The 21,135-nt window shown below is 68.9% G+C and carries 18 protein-coding genes and 1 pseudogene; 8 read left to right on the forward strand and 11 right to left on the reverse strand.

Translation table 11 applies throughout. The features are described from left to right. Positions 1 to 6: 6 nt before the first annotated feature. Both LQ326_RS10535 and LQ326_RS10540 read left to right on the forward strand, forming a co-directional pair. Complete coding sequence (locus LQ326_RS10535; protein ID WP_234534990.1) at positions 7 to 207, forward strand: DUF397 domain-containing protein; 201 nt, start codon at positions 7 to 9, stop codon at positions 205 to 207. A gap of 63 nt (positions 208 to 270) precedes the next feature. Continuing rightward, on the forward strand, positions 271 to 1,032 hold the full coding sequence (locus LQ326_RS10540) for a class I SAM-dependent methyltransferase (protein WP_234534992.1): 762 nt from the start codon (positions 271 to 273) through the stop codon (positions 1,030 to 1,032). Between the two features lie 40 nt (positions 1,033 to 1,072). Here LQ326_RS10540 and LQ326_RS10545 read toward each other — a convergent pair. Both LQ326_RS10545 and LQ326_RS10550 read right to left on the reverse strand, forming a co-directional pair. Further along, positions 1,073 to 1,165: pseudogene (locus tag LQ326_RS10545) on the reverse strand (transposase family protein); the annotation flags it as partial. Continuing rightward, positions 1,166 to 1,996 (reverse strand): SDR family NAD(P)-dependent oxidoreductase, encoded by an 831-nt coding sequence (locus LQ326_RS10550; RefSeq protein WP_372496803.1) that lies wholly within the window; start codon positions 1,994 to 1,996, stop codon positions 1,166 to 1,168. A gap of 160 nt (positions 1,997 to 2,156) precedes the next feature. Here LQ326_RS10550 and LQ326_RS10555 point away from each other — a divergent pair, with 160 nt between their 5' ends. Then, entirely contained in the window at positions 2,157 to 2,783 is a 627-nt protein-coding gene (locus tag LQ326_RS10555; protein ID WP_234534994.1) for a TetR/AcrR family transcriptional regulator, read from the forward strand. Positions 2,784 to 3,254: 471 nt separating this feature from the next. Here the strand turns inward: LQ326_RS10555 and LQ326_RS10560 are convergent, their stop codons facing one another. Next, positions 3,255 to 3,626 (reverse strand): MerR family transcriptional regulator, encoded by a 372-nt coding sequence (locus LQ326_RS10560; RefSeq protein WP_234534995.1) that lies wholly within the window; start codon positions 3,624 to 3,626, stop codon positions 3,255 to 3,257. 61 nt (positions 3,627 to 3,687) lie between these two features. Here LQ326_RS10560 and LQ326_RS10565 point away from each other — a divergent pair, with 61 nt between their 5' ends. Further along, positions 3,688 to 4,395, forward strand: coding sequence for an SDR family oxidoreductase (locus LQ326_RS10565; protein ID WP_234534997.1), 708 nt, complete (start codon positions 3,688 to 3,690; stop codon positions 4,393 to 4,395). 206 nt (positions 4,396 to 4,601) lie between these two features. On the opposite strand, the gene LQ326_RS10570 is transcribed toward LQ326_RS10565, so the two are convergent. The 7 genes from LQ326_RS10570 to LQ326_RS10600 form a co-directional block, all read right to left on the reverse strand. Beyond that, positions 4,602 to 5,708, reverse strand: a complete 1,107-nt coding sequence (locus tag LQ326_RS10570) for an ABC transporter ATP-binding protein (protein ID WP_234534999.1) — start codon at positions 5,706 to 5,708, stop codon at positions 4,602 to 4,604. Between the two features lie 13 nt (positions 5,709 to 5,721). After that, positions 5,722 to 6,783, reverse strand: a complete 1,062-nt coding sequence (locus LQ326_RS10575) for an ABC transporter ATP-binding protein (protein WP_234535001.1) — start codon at positions 6,781 to 6,783, stop codon at positions 5,722 to 5,724. A gap of 22 nt (positions 6,784 to 6,805) precedes the next feature. Then, positions 6,806 to 7,786 carry an ABC transporter permease gene (locus LQ326_RS10580; protein ID WP_234535003.1) on the reverse strand — a complete coding sequence of 327 codons (981 nt, stop codon included), beginning with the start codon at positions 7,784 to 7,786 and terminating at the stop codon, positions 6,806 to 6,808. Positions 7,787 to 7,888: 102 nt separating this feature from the next. Next, positions 7,889 to 9,691 (reverse strand): ABC transporter substrate-binding protein, encoded by a 1,803-nt coding sequence (locus LQ326_RS10585; protein WP_234535005.1) that lies wholly within the window; start codon positions 9,689 to 9,691, stop codon positions 7,889 to 7,891. Between the two features lie 89 nt (positions 9,692 to 9,780). Then, the gene (locus LQ326_RS10590) at positions 9,781 to 10,815 is read right to left on the reverse strand and encodes an ABC transporter permease (RefSeq protein WP_234535006.1); all 1,035 of its coding nucleotides are present in this window, start codon (positions 10,813 to 10,815) and stop codon (positions 9,781 to 9,783) included. A gap of 699 nt (positions 10,816 to 11,514) precedes the next feature. Next, positions 11,515 to 13,422 carry a translational GTPase TypA gene (typA, locus tag LQ326_RS10595; RefSeq protein ID WP_234535008.1) on the reverse strand — a complete coding sequence of 636 codons (1,908 nt, stop codon included), beginning with the start codon at positions 13,420 to 13,422 and terminating at the stop codon, positions 11,515 to 11,517. 173 nt (positions 13,423 to 13,595) lie between these two features. Further along, positions 13,596 to 15,860, reverse strand: coding sequence for an ABC transporter family substrate-binding protein (locus LQ326_RS10600; protein ID WP_234535010.1), 2,265 nt, complete (start codon positions 15,858 to 15,860; stop codon positions 13,596 to 13,598). Positions 15,861 to 16,203: 343 nt separating this feature from the next. On the opposite strand from LQ326_RS10600, the gene LQ326_RS10605 reads away from it, so the two are divergent. From LQ326_RS10605 to LQ326_RS10620, 4 genes are read left to right on the forward strand one after another with little or no spacing between them, the layout of a single operon-like run. Beyond that, a complete protein-coding gene (locus tag LQ326_RS10605) occupies positions 16,204 to 16,488 on the forward strand; it encodes an Rv0250c family protein (protein WP_234535012.1) in 285 nt (94 codons plus the stop codon). Between the two features lie 48 nt (positions 16,489 to 16,536). Further along, complete coding sequence (gene sdhC, locus LQ326_RS10610) at positions 16,537 to 17,358, forward strand: succinate dehydrogenase subunit SdhC (protein ID WP_234535014.1); 822 nt, start codon at positions 16,537 to 16,539, stop codon at positions 17,356 to 17,358. Positions 17,359 to 17,373: 15 nt separating this feature from the next. Then, positions 17,374 to 19,329, forward strand: a complete 1,956-nt coding sequence (locus LQ326_RS10615) for a fumarate reductase/succinate dehydrogenase flavoprotein subunit (protein WP_234535015.1) — start codon at positions 17,374 to 17,376, stop codon at positions 19,327 to 19,329. After that, entirely contained in the window at positions 19,326 to 20,102 is a 777-nt protein-coding gene (locus LQ326_RS10620; protein WP_234535017.1) for a succinate dehydrogenase/fumarate reductase iron-sulfur subunit, read from the forward strand. Before LQ326_RS10615 ends, LQ326_RS10620 begins: the two co-directional genes overlap by 4 nt. Here the strand turns inward: LQ326_RS10620 and LQ326_RS10625 are convergent. Beyond that, positions 20,077 to 21,066 (reverse strand): phosphotransferase family protein, encoded by a 990-nt coding sequence (locus LQ326_RS10625; RefSeq protein WP_234535019.1) that lies wholly within the window; start codon positions 21,064 to 21,066, stop codon positions 20,077 to 20,079. The genes LQ326_RS10620 and LQ326_RS10625 overlap by 26 nt on opposite strands. Between the last annotated feature and the right edge of the window lie 69 nt (positions 21,067 to 21,135).

Raw genomic sequence — 21,135 nt, forward strand, 5'->3', positions numbered from 1 at the left:
GCGCCCATGACCGACCTCGAAAACTGGCGCAAGTCGTCCTATTCCGGCGGCGGCGACGGCAACGCCTGCGTAGAGGTCGCCCCCCACCCCACCCACATATCCGTCCGCGACTCCAAGGCCCCCACCAGAGCCGTCCTCACCTTCCCCGCCGCCGCCTTCGCCGGTTTTCTCTCCGGAATCAAATCCGCGGCCTCCAGTCGAAGTTGATAGAAGCTCAAGAAGAAGGCCGTTCCTGACCCTGCGTTCAACATCGTGTGGCACACTGCCGCGGTGGTCGATCATTCGTACACGGATCTCTCGCTCGCCGCGCTCTACGAGAGCCTCAACCCGTGGGGACCGGGTGACGACTTCTACCTGGACCTGGTGATGTCCGCCGGGTCCGTGCTCGATGTCGGCTGCGGGACCGGACAGTTGCTGCGCGCGGCGCGGGCCGCAGGCCACGGCGGGCGGCTGACGGGGCTCGAGCCGGCCGCGGCGATGCTCGTGCAGGCGCGTCGAGCCGAACCCGGTGTCGAGTGGGTGCTCGGTGATCTGCGTACCCGTCGCTGGGACGACCACGGCTTCGATCTCGTCGTGATGACCGGTCACGCCTTTCAGGAGCTGGTCGGCGACGAGGATGTGCGCGACGCGCTGACCGCCGTGCGCACCGCTCTGTGCCCCACCGGTCGGTTCGTGTTCGAGACCCGGAACCCCGCCGCCCGCGCCTGGGAGACGTGGACGCCGGACCGGGTGCGCCGGCTCACCGACGCGGACGGGCGTCAGGTCCGGGTCTGGCACGAGGTCGAGGGATCACCGGTGGGAGACCGGGTGACCTTCACGGAGACGTACGAGGGCGAGGCCTGGGCGAGGCCTCAGGTGTGCCGCTCCACCCTGCGCTTTCTCGGCCCTGCCGCGCTGTCCGGTTTCCTGGGCGGTGCCGGTCTGGAGGTCGCCGAGCAGTACGGTGACTGGGCGCGCGGGCCGGTCACCTCGGGCAGCCCCGAGATCATCACCGTCGCACGGCAGGGCCGGCGGCACGGCCAGGTGTTCTGACCCGCGGCGTTGTTGACGCGGCCGATGGGTGGATCGCCGCCGAGTGCGGCAGGTCATGGCGCAGATGGATCAGCGTGGCCACCAGCCGGTCGACGAACACCAGCCGGTGCCGGGCGCCGGCACCCGCAGCCCGTCAGCGGACGCTCTGTCCGACCAGTTCGGTGGAGCGTTCCCACAGGCGGCGGGCGAGGTTGTCGTCGCCGGCTTGGGGGTGGGTGCGCTTGGCGGGCCGGTGCTTTTCGTAGTAGGTGCCGGAGACCCAGTCGGTGCCGGGCGTGGACTCGGCGAGCCACACCAGCTGTTCGGCGCCCTTTTCGGGGGACACCATGAAGGCGCGGCCGATGCGGTTGTTGTAGATGCGCTTCATGAAGCTGTCGCTTTCGGTGGCGAAGCCGGTTGCCACGGCGCCGGGGTGGAAGGCCGCGGTCGACAGGCCCCGGGCGTGGTAACGCCGGTGCAGTTCGCGGGTGAAGAGGATGTTCTCGAGCTTGGCCGTGCCGTAGGCCAGTTGAGGGGTGAAGTCCTTGTCGTGGTCGAGGTCGTCGATGGCGAGCCTGCCGAACAGCCGAGCTCCGGAGCTGGAGGTCTGGATCACGCTCGCGTGACTGGCGAGCAGCTTGTCCAGCAGGAGGCTCGTGAGCAGGAACGGGGCGAGGTGGTTGACCTGGAAGGTCTTCTCGAATCCGTCGGTGGTCCTGGTGCGGTCGCCGAAGATCCCGCCGGCGTTGTTGGCGAGCACGTCGATGCGCGGGTAGGCGCGGTCGAGGTCGGCGGCGAGGCGGCGGACGTCGCCGAGGTCGGCGAAGTCGGCGAGGAAGTGGTCGGCGCCCAGCTCATGGGCGACGGCCTGGGTTTTGCGTGGCGAACGGCCGACCACGACGACGTGGTGGTCCCTTGCGAGATGGCGGGCGGCGGCCGCACCGATCCCGCCGCTGGCGCCGGTGATGACGATGGTCTTGGGCATGGTTCCGGTCCGTCCTGACGTCTCGAGTGGTCGCGCCGGCAGGAGCCCGTCCTGAGCGTTTCGGGGGTTCCTCGCGCGTTCACACCTGCTCAACTCCATCAGTATGTGCCGAACCTGTCAGAGACTGTCAAGTTAGGCCTTCGATGTTATTCTGGGGGCCATGACTGACTCGCAGCCCGGCCTCAGGGAGCGCACCCGCCGTGCGGTCCAGAAGGAGATCACCGACGCCGCGAACGCCCTGTTCCTCGAGCGCGGCTACGAGGAGACGACGATCGGAGACATCGCCGCGGCGGTCGGCATGTCGCAGCGCAGCGTCTTCCGCTATTTCCCGACCAAGGAAGACCTCGTCGTCGGCAAGTTCGACTTCGTCGCCGACGACATGCTGCAGGCGCTGCGCGAGCGGCCCGCCGGCGAACCCGTGTGGGAGTCGATGCGCCGCATCTTCGATCTTCTCGTGCCCTACGTGGACGCACCGGGCAGACGCCAGGTGGCTGAACCGATGCAGCGCATCGTCTTCTCCACTCCGACACTCCTCGCGAGCTATCTGCAGAAGCTCCAGCTCCTCCAGGACACGGCCGACACCGCGCTGCGCGAACGCGCCGCCGCTGCGGGGGTGCCCTACCACGACAGCGACCCGACACCGCGCGCGATCGTCGGGGCCGCGTTCGCCTGTCTGCTCGCGGCCCAGCACGCCTGGCTCGCCGGCGGCGCCGAAGGCACGTTCGCCACAGCGATCGACCGCGCGATGGCCACCATCACCCCCCGGTCGGGCAACGGTGCGTGCTAGCGGGTGAGGCCGGGGAGCCCCGTTTCAAGGGTCCGGTTCAGATGGCCGCGGTGCGGTCGGACACCAGGCCGGCGATGGCGCGGTAGGTGTCGGGCAGGTTGCCACGCCGGTGGGTGAATCGGAGCCCGAGACCCTTGGGGGGATCGAACCCGTGGCCGGACCGCGCGGACCCGGTCGGCCCGGTAGGTGCGGATCGCGTCCGCGCGATGAGAATGGCACAGCAGCGCGCGGTGGGGCTGAGATCGTTCGGCACGGAGGCAGGCCAATCCACCAGCAGGCCGGTCCAGAAGCAGGTCGGTCGGCTCCGCCGGGTATCGGGGTTGAGGAACACCGGGACGAAGACCGGCGCCGAGCCGTCCTCGGCCCTGGTGGACGGCTGACGGGACGCCGGTCGCGGGACCGGTCCGAAGCCGTGCCCACGGACAACTCCCTGTCGCGGTCAGTGCCGCAGGGGTGACGCGTGCGATGCGGCTACGTCGCCGAGCACGCCGCCGGGGCGTTCTCGTACTCGGCGGAGAGGCGGATCAGCTCATCGAGCCGATCGTGCGCCCTGGTCAGGGCGTCGATCTGGTCCCTGATGCGGGCACGCTCGTCCATGAGCCGGCGTGTCATCTGCGGGGTCGCGACGAGGGTGTCCAGGAACGGAAGGATCTGCCGGATCGCCTTACTGGCCAGACCGGCCGCGTAGAGGAGCTGGATGAACCTCACCCGCTCGACGGCGGACTCCGGGTACCGCCGGTGGCCGCTGGGAGTGCGGTCGGCGATGACGAGCCCCTGCTCTTCGTAGTACCTCAGCGCACGGACGCTGACTCCAGCGCGTTCGGCCACCTCTCCGATACGCATGACACCTTCCGTCACTCCGGACTTGATCCTCACGTTGACGTGAGGTTCTAGCGTACGGCTCATGAACATCAACGGAGCCACCGCGCTCGTCACCGGAGCCAACCGCGGCATCGGCCGCCACCTCGCCGCCCAGCTCGTCGAGCGAGGCGCGAAGGTCTACGCGACCGCCCGTCGTCCCGAGTCCATCGATCTCGACGGCGTCGAGGTCCTCGCCCTGGACATCTCCGACCCGGACGCCGTCACGGCCGCGGCCCGCACCGCGGGCGATGTGAACCTGCTGGTCAACAACGCCGGTATCGGAGGCGGGCCCCTGCTCGGCGACCTGCGGGAGGTCCGTGCCGCACTGGACGTGAACTTCTGGGGCACGCTGTCGATGGCCCGCGCCTTCGCACCGGTCCTTGCCGCAAACGGCGGGGGCGCGATCGTGAACATGGCTTCTTCGGCATCATGGTTCGTCTTTCCCGGCAGCAGCGCCTACGCGGTCTCGAAGGCAGCCGTCTGGAGCATGGGTCAAGCGCTGCGCCAGGAGATGGCCGGTCAGGGCACGCTCGTCACCTCGGTGCATCTCGGGGCGGCCGACACCGACATGATGAAGGGCTACGACCTGCCCAAGATGGACCCGGCCGATGTCGCCCGGATCACCCTCGACGGCGTCGAGGCCGACGCCGTCGAGGTGGTGGTCGATGAGTTCACCGAAATGGTCAAGGCGTCGCTGAGCGGGGACCCGCGGGAGTTCGGCAAGCAGTTGCACCGGTTGCTGAATCCCTGACCGCCGTCCAGGAGCGGATCAAGGGCGGCGGCTTCCCGGAGCTCGCACGGGCCGGGCGCCTCGGCTTCGCCGACATCGACCCGGGCCAGCGGCCGATGGTGAGCCGGGCCGCCGAGCCGGCCCGGATCCCGGCCACGACGGCGGGCACGACGGCAGGCACGGCGGCGGGCACGGACTGACGGCCCGCCACCGTCCGGCATGAAGGGCTACTCCTCCTCCAGCGCCGCCAGCGCCGGGTCCAGGATGATGTCCTCGTCGCGGGCCTCCGTCGTCGGGTCCTCCGGGAAGTGGCAGGCCGTGAGGTGGCCCTCACGGTTGCCGGAGATCTGGATCAGCGGGGGTTCCTCCGCCGCGCACTTGTCCTGGGCCTTCCAGCAGCGCGTGCGGAAGCGGCAGCCCGAGGGCGGGGAGATGGGGGACGGGACGTCGCCGGCCAGGCGGATGCGTTCACGGCCGGCCGCGCCCGGCTCGTCCGTGAGGCTGACCTCGGGGACCGCCGACAGCAGGGCGTGGGTGTAGGGGTGGCGGGGGCGGGTGTAGATCGCCTCCCGGTCGCCGACCTCGATGATCTTGCCGAGGTACATGACCGCGACCCGTTGTGAGAAGTGCCGTACCACCGCCAGGTCGTGGGCGATGAAGAGGAACGCGATGTCCAGTTCGCGCTGGACTTCCTGGAGGAGGTTGACCACCTGGGCCTGGATGGAGACGTCGAGGGCGGAGACCGGTTCGTCGGCGACGATCAGCTTCGGCTCCAGGGCCAGGGCGCGGGCCACGCCGATGCGCTGGCGCTGGCCGCCGGAGAACTCGTGCGGGAAGCGGTTGTAGTGCTCGGGGTTGAGGCCGACGATCTCCAGCAGTTCCCGTACGCGCTTCTCGCGGCCGCCCTCCGGTTCGATCCTGTTGATCTCCATCGGACCAGAGATGATCTTGCCGACCGTCTGCCGCGGGTTCAGCGACGAGTACGGGTCCTGGAAGATCATCTGGATCTCGGAGCGGATCGGGGCCAGCTCCCGACGCGACGCGTGGCTGATGTCCTGGCCGCGGTAGCTGATCGTGCCGTCCGTCGGTTCCAGCAGGCGGGTGATCAGGCGGCCGGTGGTGGACTTGCCGCAGCCCGACTCGCCGACCAGGCCGAAGCTCTCTCCCACCCGTACCGTCAGGTCGATGCCGTCCACGGCCTGGACGTGCCCGATCGTCCGCCTGATCGGGAAGCCGCCCTTGACCGGGAAGTACTTGGTCAGGCCGGATACCTCCAGCAGCGGTTCGCCGGCAGCCGCCTCGCGCGGGGCGGGAAGGACCATGTCCTGGGTCATGACGTGTCGTCTCCTAGCCCAGACGGGGCTTGATCTCTTCGATGAAGATGGTGTGCTTCTGGTCCGCCGTGAGGTGGCAGGCCGAGGCCCGGTCGGGGCCGAGCAGCGGGCGTTCGGTGACACAGCGGTTGCCGCCGACCCGGTCCTGGAAGGTGCAGCGCGGGTGGAAGCGGCAGCCGGAGGGCGGGGTCAGCAGGGAGGGCGGGGCGCCGGGGATCGGGGTCAGCGGCATGGCCAGGTCCGAGTCCAGGCGTGGCATCGAGTTCAGCAGGCCCCAGGTGTACGGGTGCTGGGGCGCGCGCAGGACCTCGTCCGTCGTGCCGCGCTCCACCGCGCTGCCCGCGTACATCACCATGATGTCGTCGGCCATGTCGGCGATCACCCCCAGGTCGTGGGTGATGAAGATGATGCCCGATCCGAACTCCTGTTGCAGGTCCTTGAGCAGGTCCAGGATCTGCGCCTGGACGGTCACGTCCAGGGCGGTGGTCGGCTCGTCGGCGATGAGCAGGTCGGGGTCGCAGACCAGGGCCATGGCGATCATCGCGCGCTGGCGCATGCCGCCGGAGAACTGGTGCGGGTAGTCCTTGGCCCGTTCCTTCGGGTTGGGGATGCCGACCTTGGCGAGCATCTCGACCGCCCGGTCCCAGGCCGCCCGCTTGGAGGCGCCCCGGTGTTTCATGAACGGCTCGGCGATCTGGCGGCCCACCGTGTAGTACGGCGACAGCGCGGTGAGCGGGTCCTGGAAGATCATGGCGGCCTTGTTGCCGCGCACCTTCTCCAGCTCGGACTCGCGGGCGGTGATCAACTCCTGGCCGTCCAGGAGGATCTCGCCCTCGACCGTGGTGAACTGGGGATTGTGCAGGCCGAGGATGGTCAGGTTGGTGACCGACTTCCCGGACCCCGACTCGCCGACGATCCCGAGGGTCTTGCCTCGCGCCAGGTCGAACGACAGCCCGTCCACGGCCCGGACCACGCCGTCCTCGGTCTTGAAGCTGACGTGCAGGTCCCGCACGGAGAGGAAGGCACCCGCGTCGGCCGGTGCGGGGGTGCCGGCGTCCTTGGTCAGAGTGGTCACGACAGTTCTCCTCTTACCCGGCCTAGGCCAGCCGGACGCGCGGGTCGATGAACGCGTAGGCCGCGTCGACGATGATGTTGAACAGCAGGATCATGGCGGCTGAGAACAGCATCACGCCGAGGAGCAACGGCAGGTCGCTGAAGAACACGGACTGTACGGCGAGTTGGCCGAGACCCGGCAGACTGAAGGTGTACTCGGTGATGATGGCGCCGCCGAGCAGGGAGCCGAGGTCGATGCCGAAGATGGTGACGATCGGGATCAGCGAGCCGCGCCAGGCGTAACGGAAGAAGACGTACTGCCGGGACATGCCCTTCGCGCGGGCCGTGCGGACGTGCTCCTCCTGGAGCTGCTCGATCATCGACGAGCGCGCCATACGGGTGTACTGCGCTGCGAAGATCGTGGACAGCACCACCCAGGGGATGATCAGCCCGGTGAACCAGGTGACGGGGTCGCCGGTGAAGTTGTTGTACGCCGGTTTGTCGAACCAGTGGGTCTGGTAGACGAGGACGGCGAGCGCGAGCGGGCCCAGGAAGTAGATCTGCATGGAGCTGAGCACCATGGCTCCGCCCGTGGCGGTCTTGTCGATCAGCGTGCCGCGTTTCCAGGCGGCCAGGAGACCGGTGCCAAGGCCGATGATCAGAAAGCAGACCGCGCCGCCCAGGGTGAGGGAGACCGTGGTGGGCAGCCGGTCCATGAGCGTCTGCCAGACCAGGTCGTTGGTGTGGTACGAGTACCCGAAACACGGGGCGGGGCAGGGGCCCTGGTCGAACTGGTTGCTGCCCAGCACCAGGTTGTGCAGGAAGATCCAGTACTGCTCGGGAACCGGCTTGTCGAGCCCGAGCACATGGTGGATGTTCGCGAGCGACGTCGGGTTGCACGTCTTGCCGCACATCAGCAGGGCCGGGTCCCGGGGCATCCCGAAGAACAGCAGGAACGTGACGATGCTCAGCAGGAACAGGATGACGATCGCACCGAGGGTCCGGCGGACGAGGAAACGCAGCATGACAGGGGCAGCTCTCTCGCGTCTGCGGGCCGGGCGGTACCCGGTACGCCGTGACCCGCGCGGGGCGGGCGGACGTACCGGGTACCGGACCGATGGCGGCGGTTACTTGATGTAGAGGCGACGCGGGTCGATGCCGCCGATCACGTTGTCGTAGACGAGCCCGCCGACCTTGGAACCGGCGATCTGGACCTGCTTGTAGTACGCCGTCGGAACGACGTTGACGAGGTCGGTGAGCAGGTACTTGTCGATCTTCTCCCAGGCCGCGGCCGACTTCGCCGGGTCGGTGATCGCGTTGGCGGCGTCGATGTCGCTGTTGACCTTGGGGTCGTTCACGTGCGAGTAGTTCGGCGAACCGTCGGCGATCGCCCGGCCGTCGTACAGCGGCGGGATCACGGTCGAGGCGGACGGCCAGTCGGCACCCCACGCGGTGTGGTAGATGTCGTAGTTGTTGGTGACCTTGCCGATCTGGTCGTAGTACGTCTCGGCCGGGATCTCCTGGCGCTGAACGTCGAAGCCGGCCTTCTTCAGACCAGCGGCCATGGCCGTGGAGTACTGCTGGCCCTCGGGGGTGTTGATGTAACCGAAGGTCAGCTTCATGCCGACCTTGCCGGCCTCCTGGAGCAGCTTCTTGGCCTTGACCGGGTCACCGGCGGGCTTCGCCTTCTTGCCGAACGGGTCGAACGAGGAGTCGTAGCCGGTGACGGTCGGGGAGATCAGACCGCCGGCCACCTCCATGGCGTCGTTGCCGCCGTAGGCGCGGATGAACGGCGTGATGGGCAGCGCGTACGCGATGGCCTCGCGGATCTTCTTGTCCTTGATGTGGTTCATGTTGATGTTCATCTGGCCCACGTACGGCTGGTAGCCGGCGACCGTGCGGGACTTGAGGGTCGAGTCGCTGAGGACCTTGGACAGGTTGCCCGCGTCGACCTGGTTGTTGAAGCTGACGCCGGTCTGGTCGGCGCCGGTGTCCGCGAGCAGTGCCTTCGTGGACGTCTCGTACTGCTGGTTGAAGGTGAAGTCGAGCTCGTCCAGGTACTGGTGGCGGATCGGGTCCGTCTTCGGGTCCCAGTTGGTGTTCTTGACGAGGACCATCGACTTGCCGGACTTGAACGACTGGATCTTGTAGGGACCGCTCGTGACCGGGCTCTTGTCGTACTTCGCCTGGGTGTCGCCCTTCTTGGACACCACCGCGTAGCCCGCCATGGCGAGCGCGTACGGCAGGTCCGGGTGGGCGGTCTTGAAGTGGAAGACGACGGTCTTGGCGTCGGGCGTCTCAAGGACGCTGTCGGGCAGGTGCTTGCCCTTGTACGGGCCGTCCGGCAGCAGCTTGCGGTAGTCCGCGCCGGTGGTGTCGGCGAGCCACTGCTGGAGGTACGTCGGGCCCTGGTTGATGAACGGCGCGAAGAGCCGCTCGAAGGTCTGCCGGAAGTCCGCCGACGTGATGGGCGTGCCGTCCGCGAACTTGACGCCGTCCTTGAGGGTGTACTTCCAGGTCTTGCCGCCGTCCGTGGTGGTGCCGGAGTCGGTGGCGAGGTCACCGACGACCTCGTGGCCCTCGCCCTTGTCGTCGGTCGACTTGTACCCGGTCAGGCCTCTGTGGAGCAGGTTGGCCAGCGATCCCTCGTCGGAGACGTAGATCTGGGCCGGGTCGAGGTGCGCGTAGCTGTCCCGCTGGAGCACCTCCAGCTTGCCGCCGCTCTTGGCACCCGGCACCTCTTTCGCGGGCCCCGTGGAGTCCGCCGCGTCGCCGAACTTGATGGCCGCCTGCTGTGCCTTGGCGTTCTTCTGGTCCTGCTTGTTGTTGTCGCTCGCATCACTGCCCCCCTTGCTGCAACCGGTGAGCACGAGAGCTCCGGCCGCGAGCACTGAGACCGCCGTGTATACGTGGCGTTCGCCCCTACTCATCACTGAAATTTCCACCTATCTCCGTGTCACCGGTACACAAACGGGAATTGCCGTGCGGTATCCGGGCGAGGACGCCCACGATCAGTTGGTCAGCGCGCCGTCTTCGGGTCGAAGGCGTCGCGGACCGAGTCCCCGAGCAGGTTGAAGGCCACGATGAAGATGATCATCGAGACGCCGGGGAAGAACATGTAGGTGATGTCGTTCTGCAGAACGAGTTCGGTCGATGCCTTGGAGAACATCTGGCCCCAGTCAGGGGTCGGTTCGACCACGCCGACGCCCAGGTAGGACAGGCCCGCCTCGATGGTCACGAAGCTCGGCAGGAGGTAGGTGGCCTGCACCAGAAGGGGCGTGACGACGTTCGGCAGGATCTCCCTGCGGATGATCCGCCAGGGGGTGGCCCCGCTGACCCGGGCCGCCTCGATGAACTCCCGTTCCCTGATGGCCAGCGTCGTGCCGCGCAGGATGCGGGCGAGGCTCATCCAGCCGAGCACCCACTGGACGACGATCAGCGCGACCACGCGCACATAGGTCGGCGTCTCGTCACGCGGGCTGACGAAGAGGGAGACCACGACCGGCATGCTGGCGATGAAGAACAACTGCGAGGGGAAGGCGAGCAGGAAGTCGATCAGCCGGCCGATCCAGTAGTCGGTCCTGCCGCCGAGGTAGCCGGCCGTGACGCCGAGGAGGATGCCGGTGAGCACCACCGCGACGGTCACCGCGAGGGAGATGAACAGTGAGGTCCGGATGCCGTAGATCAGCTTGGTGAACACGTCGTAGCCGTTGCCGGGTTCGAGGCCGAACCAGAACTCGCTGCTGATGCCGCCGTTGGGCTGCACCGGGACACCCGCGCTGTCGAAGAGTTCGGGACGTTCGTCCGCGTACACGGTGTACGGGTTCTTGCCGTACACCTTCGCGATGAGCGGGGCGAACAGGGCGATCAGGAAGAAGAACCCCACGACGAACGCCGAGATGACGCCGGTGCGGTCGCGCTTGAAGCGTATCCACATCAGCTGGCCGGGTGAGCGGCCTTCGAGCTTCACCGTCCCGGTGTTCGTGTCGGGCTCCGGTCCGCCGTCCACGACGACCGACCGTCCGCCACCCTCAATGTCCGTAGGACTTGTCACAGTTCGTCCAATTCACAGGTGTGGGTGTGCCGAACCGGCGGCCGGCACGGGTGCGCGACCGCTGTGGCATGATCCGATGAGGCGTGATCCGATGAAGCGTCAGGGCGTCCCCGCGGTGCGCGGGAATGCCGCAGCCGGACGCGCGTAGGCGGGCGACGACGCTACGCGGCCGACCGCCGCTTCAGGACCAACCGCCGGACGGACAGGGGCAGTCGGACGCAACGGACGGCGTGGCCGACGATGGAACCCACCTCGTGCCTGTGACACTGCACATGGGACTTCTCCTCATGACTTCACGTGTTCACCAACAGGAGGTTTCCGTCCATACCCTCCGACACCCCTGACGGAGGGTCAGACACCCCCTGGTGCTCGTGAGTCGAGCGCTGTCCCCACAGCGCGAGACCCATTGACCCGAGCGCTACGCGGCTAACTATCTGCCATGAGCCAGGTGCCGACCACTGTCTTTAAATCTCAATTCAGTCACAGCTAGCGCGTAGTTCTTCCGAAAAATGGACAAAGCGTTCGACGGGAGAAGGCCGCGAAACGGACTTGTTACATGGGTATCGGGCGCGGATCTCCGCATGTCGGACACCGGCCCCAGGATGGCTGACTCTCGCCCACCCGAAAACGGGTTGCAAAAAGCCCGGGCACCCCCATCATGGGGGTGCCCGGGCTCGGCTGTCCTGCGGTCAGGCCCGATCAGCCGTGCTTGGCGCGGCTGGCGGCGCGCGCCCGCTCGCGGGCGTCCAGGTTCACCTTGCGGATGCGAACGGCCTCCGGGGTCACCTCGACGCACTCGTCGTCGCGGCAGAACTCCAGCGACTGCTCCAGCGAGAGCTTGCGCGGCGGCACGATCGCCTCGAACGAGTCGGCCGACGACGACCGCATGTTCGTGAGCTTCTTCTCCTTGGTGATGTTGACGTCCATGTCGTCGGACCGGGAGTTCTCGCCGACGATCATGCCCTCGTACACCTCGGTGCCGGGATCCACGAACAGCACGCCGCGCTCCTGGAGGTTCGTCATCGCGAACGCGGTGACGGCACCGGCGCGGTCGGCGACCAGCGAGCCGTTGTTACGGGTCTGCAGGGGTCCGAACCAGGGCTCGTGACCCTCGTGGATGGAGTGCCCGATGCCCGTGCCACGCGTCTGCGTCAGGAACTCGGTACGGAAGCCGATGAGGCCGCGGGAGGGCACCACGAACTCCATGCGGACCCAGCCGGATCCGTGGTTGGACATGTTGTCCATCCGGCCCTTGCGGACGCCCATGAGCTGCGTGACCGCGCCCATGTGCTCCTCGGGCACGTCGACCGTCATGCGCTCGACCGGCTCGTAGACCTTGCCGTCGACGAGCTTGGTGACGACCTGCGGCTTGCCGATGGTCAGCTCGAAGCCCTCGCGGCGCATCTGCTCGACCAGGATGGCGAGCGCCAGCTCACCACGGCCCTGGACCTCCCACGCGTCCGGACGCTCGGTGTCGAGCACCCGGAGGGAGACGTTACCGATCAGCTCGCGGTCGAGGCGGTCCTTGACCTGGCGGGCGGTGACCTTGCGGTCCTTGACCGCGGCCTTGTTGTCGGCGCCCTTGCCGGTACCGCCACGGCCGACCAGCGGCGAGGTGTTGGTGCCGATGGTCATCGAGATCGCGGGCTCGTCGACCGTGATCAGCGGCAGCGGGATCGGGTTCTCGGGGTCGGCGAGGGTCTCACCGATCATGATGTCCGCGATGCCGGCGACGGCGCAGATGTCGCCCGGGCCGGCCATCTCGGCGGGCTTGCGGGTGAGCGCCTCGGTCATCAGGAGCTCGGTGATGCGCACGTTGGACATCGTGCCGTCACGCCTGATCCACGTGACGGTCTGGCCCTTGCGCAGCTCGCCCTGCTCGACGCGGAGCAGTGCGATACGGCCGAGGAAGTTGTCGGCGTCCAGGTTGGTGACGTGCGCCTGGAGCGGGGCCTCCGCGTCGTACTCCGGAGCCGGGACGTGGGAGAGGATCGTGGAGAAGAACGGCTCCAGGCTGTCGCTGTCGGCCGGGACCGTGCCGTCCTCCGGCTTGGTCAGCGAGGCCACACCGTCACGCGCACAGGCGTAGACGATCGGGAACTCGATCTGGTCCTCGTCCGCGTCCAGGTCGAGGAAGAGGTCGTAGGTCTCGTTGACCACCTCGTCGATCCGGGAGTCCGGGCGGTCCGTCTTGTTGATGCACAGGATGACGGGCAGGCGCTGCTGGAGGGCCTTGCGCAGCACGAAGCGGGTCTGCGGCAGCGGGCCCTCGGAGGCGTCGACCAGCAGGACCACCGCGTCCACCATCGACAGACCGCGCTCGACCTCGCCACCGAAGTCGGCGTGGCCCGGGGTGTCGATGATGTTGATGGTGATGACGTCGCCGCCATCCTTCGGGTGGTATTTCACGGCCGTGTTCTTGGCCAGGATCGTGATGCCCTTCTCACGCTCCAGGTCGTTCGAGTCCATCATGCGGTCGTCGAGCGACTCGGCGGCGTGCGCCGCGAAGGCACCGGCCTGCTTCAGCATGGCGTCTACGAGGGTCGTCTTGCCATGGTCGACGTGGGCGACGATGGCGACGTTACGGATGTCGTGGCGCGTGGCCATAGTGCGGCGTACTCCCGGGGTGTTGAGAAGGCCCTCTGCGTACGTCCGTGTGACGCGGGCCTGCCGGGCAAACACGCCACGGCCTCACCCCATGGTACGGGGCCGCCGCCACTGGGGCGCGCCGGGATACGTCAGTGCACTTCAGCTTGGCTTCCGCGGACTCGGCGCGGCGGTCATCGACTGGGGCTCGGCGACGTCTTCGCCCCCTTCTTCAGGAACCCCATGTCCTGGTAGACCGGCGTCTGGAAGCCGAAGGCGCCCACGTTCACCAGGCCCTTCCGGGCGCCCACGATCTGCGGCCGCTGGTACAGCGGCAGCGACCCCGCAGACGCCCAGATCCTGGAGTCCGCCTTGCGCAGCAGCCCGTCCGCCTCGTCCTCGTCCAGGGTGCCCAGCGCCTGGTCGAAGAGCTGGTCCACCTGGTCGGTGCCGATCCGCGTGTAGTTCTGCTCGATGTTCAGCGACCCGTCGGCCGCCACCGCCGGCTTCGCGTAGATCGGCCGCGCGTCCGTCGCCGGGAACGCGGACGACGGCCACGAGTACAGCGCGAGGTCGTACTGCCCGGCCGCGATGTGGTCCTTGAAGTAGCTGTCGTCCGGCACCTTCTTGATCTCGGTCGCGATCCCCACCCGGTCCAGCATCTTCGAGATCTGGCCGGCCACCGACTGGAGCGTCTCCGAGCCCGGCCCCGAGGGCAGCACGAACCGCAGCGAGAGCGCCTTCCCGTCCTTGGCCAGCGGCCCGGCGGGCGCCCCCGCGCCCCTGGGCGCCGCCGTGCCCTTCGGCGCGTACGCCCCCGGCGCCCCGTGCGCGTGGTCCTTCTGGTGGTCGCGGGTGTCCTTGTCGTACGAGTCCTTCGAGTTCTTGTCGTCCTCTCCGACGATGAACTGCCCGTCGTGCCCGCCGTCCGACTCGTCGCCCTGCTCGCCGTCGTCCTTCTTCTTGTCGCCCTTCTTCTCGTCCTCCGCGCCGGCCGCCTTGCCCGGGTCCTTGACCGGCCCGCCGGCCACCCAGCCGGCGTCGGCGAGCAGCGCCTCGGCCTCGTGGGTGTCGAGGCCGCCGATCGCCCCGCTGCCGTCGGTGTAGGCGGTCTGCCCGGACAGGGCGACGTGGCTGCCGACCGGTACGGCGGGCAGCCCGAGCGGGGCGAGGACCAGTCTGGCGAGCGCCTGGCGGTCGAGGGCGCGGGCGACGGCCCGGCGTACCCGCTCGTCGGCGAGCGGGCCCTGGGAGCCGTTGAGGGCGAGCTGGGTGTAGGCGGGCTCCAGCGACTTGCGGACGTCGAAGTCGCGCAGCTCATGCTGCTGCTCCAGCCACTTTGCGATGCTCCTGCGGAGCTTCTTCGGGCCCTCGGGCAGCTTCTCCTCGTCCATGCCGAGGGTCAGCGCCCAGGACCTCAGCTTCTTGGCGGAGGTCTTTCCGGCGCCCTGCAGCGGCAGCTCGGTGCCCTTCTCGCGGCCGGCGACGTTGATCCGCTCGGCCTCGGCGGCGTCGATGTCGGCGACGTCGACCGTGCCGGCGGCGAGCGCGGACGCCCGCTTCTCGCGGTCCACGGCGTGCAGGTCGATCTCGTCGAGCTTGGCCGGGCGGCCCCACCAGCGCGGGTTGCGGGTGAGGACCACGTCCTTCGTGGCGGTGTCGACCTTGTCGACCCGGAAGGGGCCGGCGGTGACGGTGAGCTTGCGGCGGGCGCCGTCGTTGAAGGTGTCCGGGGTGCCCATGACGTCCATCGGGTACAGCGGCGAGAACAGCGACTTCCAGTCGGCGTACGGCCTCTCGAAGGTGACCCGGACCTCCAGGTCGTTGGCGCCGCGCTCGATCTGGGCGATGCGGTCGTAGCCGGCGTTGCGGGCGGTCCAGTAGGCGGAGTCCTTGCCGGACAGGGCGCGCCACTGGGCGGCGAAGTCGGCGGCGCCGATCTCCCGGCCGTCGCTCCAGACGGCCTGCTGGTTGAGCTTGTAGAGGACGACCTGGCGGGGCTCGGTCTCGATGACCTTGGCCGACTCCAGGTAGTCCGGGTTGCGGACCGGCCTGCCGGTCCGGTCGATGGTGAACATCGACGGCAGGACGGCCTGGGCGACCCGGGTGGTGCCCGCGTCGGCGTCGGCCTGGAAGGTGTTCAGGGTCTCCGGTACGGCGTCCACGGCCATCTTCAGGGTGCCGCCCTCGGCGACCGCGTCCCGGGCGACCGGCACGATGTCCTGGCCGGCCAGCGGCTTGCTGCCCTCGTCGTCGGAACCGCAGCCGGCGAGGAGGGGGACGGCGAGGGCGCCGGCGGCCAGGAGGGCGACGGCGTTTCGCTGGTGGCGCCGCGACGGGCCGTGCTTCGGCCGCGGCTCCGGCGTGGTTGCTCGCGCCCGCGCGGCGGCAGCGGCGGATCCAAGGGGGCCCCGCGCCCCTGCGGGGCGCTGCCCAGCGCCGACGCCGTGGTGAGACATCTCTGCTTACCTCCGGGAGTCCCCGTGACACGGGTGCGATCTGTTCACATTTGGGGGTATTTTGGAGTTGATCACATGTACGTCAGAAGTACGGACCCCACTGAAATGGACGAGGTCCGTCGGCCCGGGACGACACGGCGGCGGGGGCTCCCAAACGCCACCCGTGCGGCGCAATGTCGTGCTCTTCCCGGCGCACACAGAGCGCGTGCGGGCGTGCGGCGGAGGCGTGCGATCCGCCAATCGCTGCACATGCCTTCACATCGGCAGGTGTGACGCGCAACACTCGCAGGCGCATGAACGTTGCCGCCTTGGACCACCGAGTCCGCGGAAGTGAGGTCACGTCATGTCCGTGCACGACGACCTGACGTCAGTACAGCGTTGCCTAGAAGACCTGAACCGGTCCGTCAGCCGCCTGGAGCAGCAGCTCGGGGGCGGTGGACTGGAGATGCGCCGCGTCCGTGCCGACGCCGATCACCTGCGCGAGAGCGTGGCCCTGCTGCGGGAGGCGGCCAGCACCGGCGCCCCGGGCAAGCGCCCCGAGCTCGTCACCATCTCCGACGATCCGTACGACATCAACCTGTGGACGGACACGGACGACGAGGGTCTCGGCGCCCGGCACGCCCCCTAGGAGCGCTGACCGCAGGCCACCCACCCCCACCCCGACCGGAGTCATCCATTGGCCACTGGTACGGAACCACATCCGAACAGCGGCGGCGTACGCACCCGTACGCGCGCCGCGATCTCCGCCCCGCACCTGCGGACCGACCGCTGGTGGCTGGCGCCCGCCGTCACCGCGGCCGGTCTGTTCGCGTTCGTCGTCTACTCGACCTGGCGGGCCTTCGCGAACGCGCACTACTACTCGGCGCCGTACGTCTCGCCGTTCTACTCGCCGTGTCTGGCCGAGAACTGCAAGGCCATGCCGTCCGGCCCGAACGCCGACGTCTTCGGCAGCTGGTGGGCGATCTCCCCGGCGATCATCATCCTGGTCTTCCCGCTGGGCTTCCGCCTGACCTGCTACTACTACCGCAAGGCGTACTACCGCAGCTTCTGGGCCTCCCCGCCCGCCTGCGCGGTGGCCGAACCGCACGCGAAGTACACCGGTGAGACCCGCTTCCCGCTGATCCTGCAGAACCTCCACCGGTACTTCTTCTACTTCGCCCTATTGGTCGCCGGCGTGCTGACCTACGACACGGTGCTCTCCTTCCGGGACCCGCACGAGCGCTGGGGCCACATGGGCCTCGGCACCCTGGTCTTCCTGGTCAACATCGTGCTGATCTGGGTGTACACGCTGTCCTGCCACTCCTGCCGGCACATCGTCGGCGGCAAGCTCAAGCACTTCTCCAAACACCCCGTGCGCTACAAGGCATGGCAGTTCGTCGGCCGGCTCAACGCCTGGCACATGCAGCTCGCCTGGGCGTCGTTGGTGAGCGTGGCGCTCGCCGACTTCTACGTCTATCTGCTCGCGTCCGGTGTCTTCGACGATCCGCGATTCTTCTAATGAGTGGGGCTTGTGATGGCAGCGGTGGAGCGGCAGCAGTGGGACGTCGTGGTCGTCGGCGCCGGCGGGGCGGGCCTGCGCGCCGCGATCGAGGCGCGCGAGCGGGGCGCCCGTACGGCGGTGATCTGCAAGTCGCTGTTCGGCAAGGCGCACACGGTGATGGCCGAGGGCGGCATCGCGGCGGCGATGGCCAACGTCAACGAGCACGACAACTGGCAGGTGCACTTCCGCGACACCCTGCGCGGCGGCAAGTTCCTCAACCAGTGGCGGATGGCCGAGCTGCACGCCAAGGAGGCCCCGGACCGCGTCTGGGAGCTGGAGACCTGGGGCGCCCTCTTCGACCGCACGAAGGACGGGAAGATCTCCCAGCGCAACTTCGGCGGCCACGAGTACCCGCGCCTCGCCCACGTCGGCGACCGCACCGGTCTTGAGCTGATCCGGACCCTGCAACAGAAGATCGTCTCGCTCCAGCAGGAGGACCAGAAGGAGACCGGCGACTACGAGTCCCGGCTCAAGGTCTTCCAGGAGTGCACGGTCACCCGGATCCTCAAGACTGTGCCCGACAGCCGCTCCGCCGCGGGCTCACGGGTGAGCGGCGTCTTCGCGTACGAGCGGGAGACCGGCCGTTTCCTCGTCCTCGAAGCGCCCGCCGTGGTCGTCGCGACCGGGGGCATCGGCAAGTCCTTCAAGGTGACCTCGAACTCGTGGGAGTACACCGGCGACGGGCACGCGCTCGCGCTGCTGGCGGGGGCGCCGCTGCTCAACATGGAGTTCGTGCAGTTCCACCCGACCGGCATGGTCTGGCCGCCGTCGGTGAAGGGGATCCTGGTCACCGAGTCGGTGCGCGGCGACGGCGGGGTGCTCCGGAACTCCGAGGGCAAGCGGTTCATGTTCGACTACATCCCGGACGTCTTCAAGGAGAAGTACGCCGAGTCCGAGGAGGAGGGCGACCGCTGGTACGAGGACCCGGACCACAACCGGCGTCCCCCCGAGCTGCTCCCCCGCGACGAGGTCGCCCGCGCGATCAACTCCGAGGTGAAGGCGGGCCGCGGCTCCCCGCACGGCGGGGTCTTCCTGGACGTGTCGACGCGGATGCCGGCCGAGGTGATCCGGCGCCGGCTGCCCTCCATGTACCACCAGTTCAAGGAGCTGGCCGACGTCGACATCACGGCGGAGGCGATGGAGGTCGGGCCGACCTGCCACTACGTGATGGGCGGGGTCGCGGTGGACTCCGACACCGCCGCCGCCCGCGGGGTGCCGGGGCTGTTCGCGGCCGGCGAGGTGGCCGGCGGCATGCACGGCTCCAACCGGCTCGGCGGCAACTCGCTCTCCGACCTGCTGGTGTTCGGGCGCCGGGCGGGCTGGCACGCGGCCGACTACGCGGCGGACACGGACGCCCGGCCGGCCGTGGACGACCAGCAGGTCGACGCGGCGGCGGCCGAGGCGCTGCGGCCCTTCTCCGCGGAGAGCCAGCAGCCGGACGCCGGGCCGCCGGAGAACCCGTACACCCTCCACCAGGAGCTCCAGCAGTCCATGAACGACCTGGTCGGCATCATCCGCCGGGAGGGCGAGATGGAGCAGGCCCTGCAGCGGCTCGCCGAGCTGCGGGTGCGGGCGCGCCGGGCGGGGGTGGAGGGGCACCGGCAGTTCAACCCGGGCTGGCACCTCGCCCTGGACCTCAGGAACATGCTGCTGGTCAGCGAGTGCGTGGCCCGGTCGGCGCTGGAGCGCACCGAGTCGCGCGGCGGGCACACCCGCGAGGACCACCCGACGATGGACCGCCGGTGGCGCCCCGTGAACCTGCTCTGCCGGCTGGCCGACCCCACCGGCGGGCTCGCGGCCGCCGACCCGGTGCGCGGCCAGATCACTCTCACCCGCGAGACCACCGACCCCATCCGAGCCGACCTGCTCGCCCTCTTCGAGAAGGAGGAGCTGGTCAAGTACCTCGCCGAAGAGGAGCTGTACGAATGAGCGGCTACACGGCCCACTTCCGGGTGTGGCGGGGCGACGTCGAGGGCGGCGGCCTGGAGGACTTCAAGGTCGAGGTGAACGACGGCGAGGTGGTCCTGGACATCATCCACCGCATCCAGGCCACCCAGGCCGCCGATCTTGCCGTCCGCTGGAACTGCAAGGCGGGCAAGTGCGGTTCGTGCTCGGCCGAGATCAACGGCCGCCCGCGCCTGATGTGCATGACCCGCATGTCCGTCTTCGAACAGGGCGAGACCGTCACGGTCACCCCGCTGCGCGCCTTCCCGGTGATCCGCGACCTGGTCACGGACGTCGGCTTCAACTACCAGAAGGCCAGGGAGGTCCCGGCGTTCGTACCGCCGGCCGGCCTCGGCCCCGGCGAGTACCGGATGTTCCAGGAGGACGTGGACCGCTCGCAGGAGTTCCGCAAGTGCATCGAGTGCTTCCTGTGCCAGGACGTCTGCCATGTCGTGCGCGACCACGAGGAGAACAAGGCGGCGTACGCGGGCCCGCGTTTCCTCATGCGGGTCGCGGAGCTGGACATGCACCCGCTGGACGCGGCGGAGGCGGCCGGCCTGGACCGCAAGCGCGCGGCCCAGGACGAACACGGCCTCGGCTACTGCAACATCACCAAGTGCTGCACGGAGGTGTGCCCGGAGGGCATCCACATCACGGACAACGCCCTGATCCCCTTGAAGGAACGGGCGGCCGACCGCAAGTACGACCCCCTCGTCTGGCTCGGCTCGAAGATCAGGAGGCGCCCGGCAGGAGGCTGAGCACCCGCCGGAGGTTGGACTCGGCGATCTCCCGCATCGGTTCGCGCTCCGGGAAGTCGCCGTCGAGCAGCCTGAGCGGCCCTGCGACGAGGTTGAGGTGCATCGCCAGCCGGTACAGCTCCGTGCGGTCCTCGTCGAGGCCGGCGGCGCGCAGCACGTCGTAGGCGGGCCCGAAGCGCAGCTGGAGGAAGACGTGCTCCCATTCGGCGTCGAAGTACATCAGGCCTTCGACGTCGATGAGCGCGGGGTCGCCCTCCTCGGTCACCAGGACGTGGTCCGGGCCGAGTTCGCCGTGCACGAGGGAGGCGTGCTCGCGCGGTTCGACCGCGTCGTAGAGCTGCCGCACCCGCTCGGCCAGCGCCTGCCGCACCTCGCGCAGGCGAGGGTCGCGCTCGGCCACCTCGGCGATGTCACGCATCGCGCAGTCCGCGACGACCTGCTCGCAGGAGCTGCCGAGCGGCTTGCCGCCCTCCTCCACCAGGGCGGCCTTGCCGTATCCCGGCGAGACGCGCTCACGGAGCACGCCGAGCGTGGCCGCCAGGCGGGCCAGCGGCACCCGTGCGGCGCCCGGGTCGCTGCGCAGCAGCATCTCCAGGCTGCCGCCGCGGACGTCCTCGACGACAGCGGCGTAGGCGGGCAGGTGGGCGGCGTCCTCGTCGGCGAAGAGCAGGCGTGGGGTGCGCACGCCGAGTTCGGTCAGCAGGTCGTGGGCGGACAGGAAGAGGCCGAGACCGGACGCGTGCGCGAAGGGGTCGCGGATGTCGGCGTCGGCCGGCCCCCAGTAGTCCTCCTCCGGGGACCAGACGTACGCGATCGCGCTCCGGCCGTTGTCGAGGGCGAGCCGGTAGACGCCCTTCTTGCTCCCGCCGCGCAGGCGGGTGACGGCGGCGGGAGCACGGCCGAGGGCCTCGCGGGAGAGCGACGCGAGGTCGTCACGGGTGAGGTGGGCGCGAGCGGTTGTCATGACGTACGAACCCAGTCCTTCCGATAGAAAGTCCAGTCGTCCTCGGTGGCATGCTCCACCGCATCGACA

Source organism: Streptomyces shenzhenensis, from assembly GCF_021462265.1.
GTDB classification, from domain to species: domain Bacteria; phylum Actinomycetota; class Actinomycetes; order Streptomycetales; family Streptomycetaceae; genus Streptomyces; species Streptomyces shenzhenensis.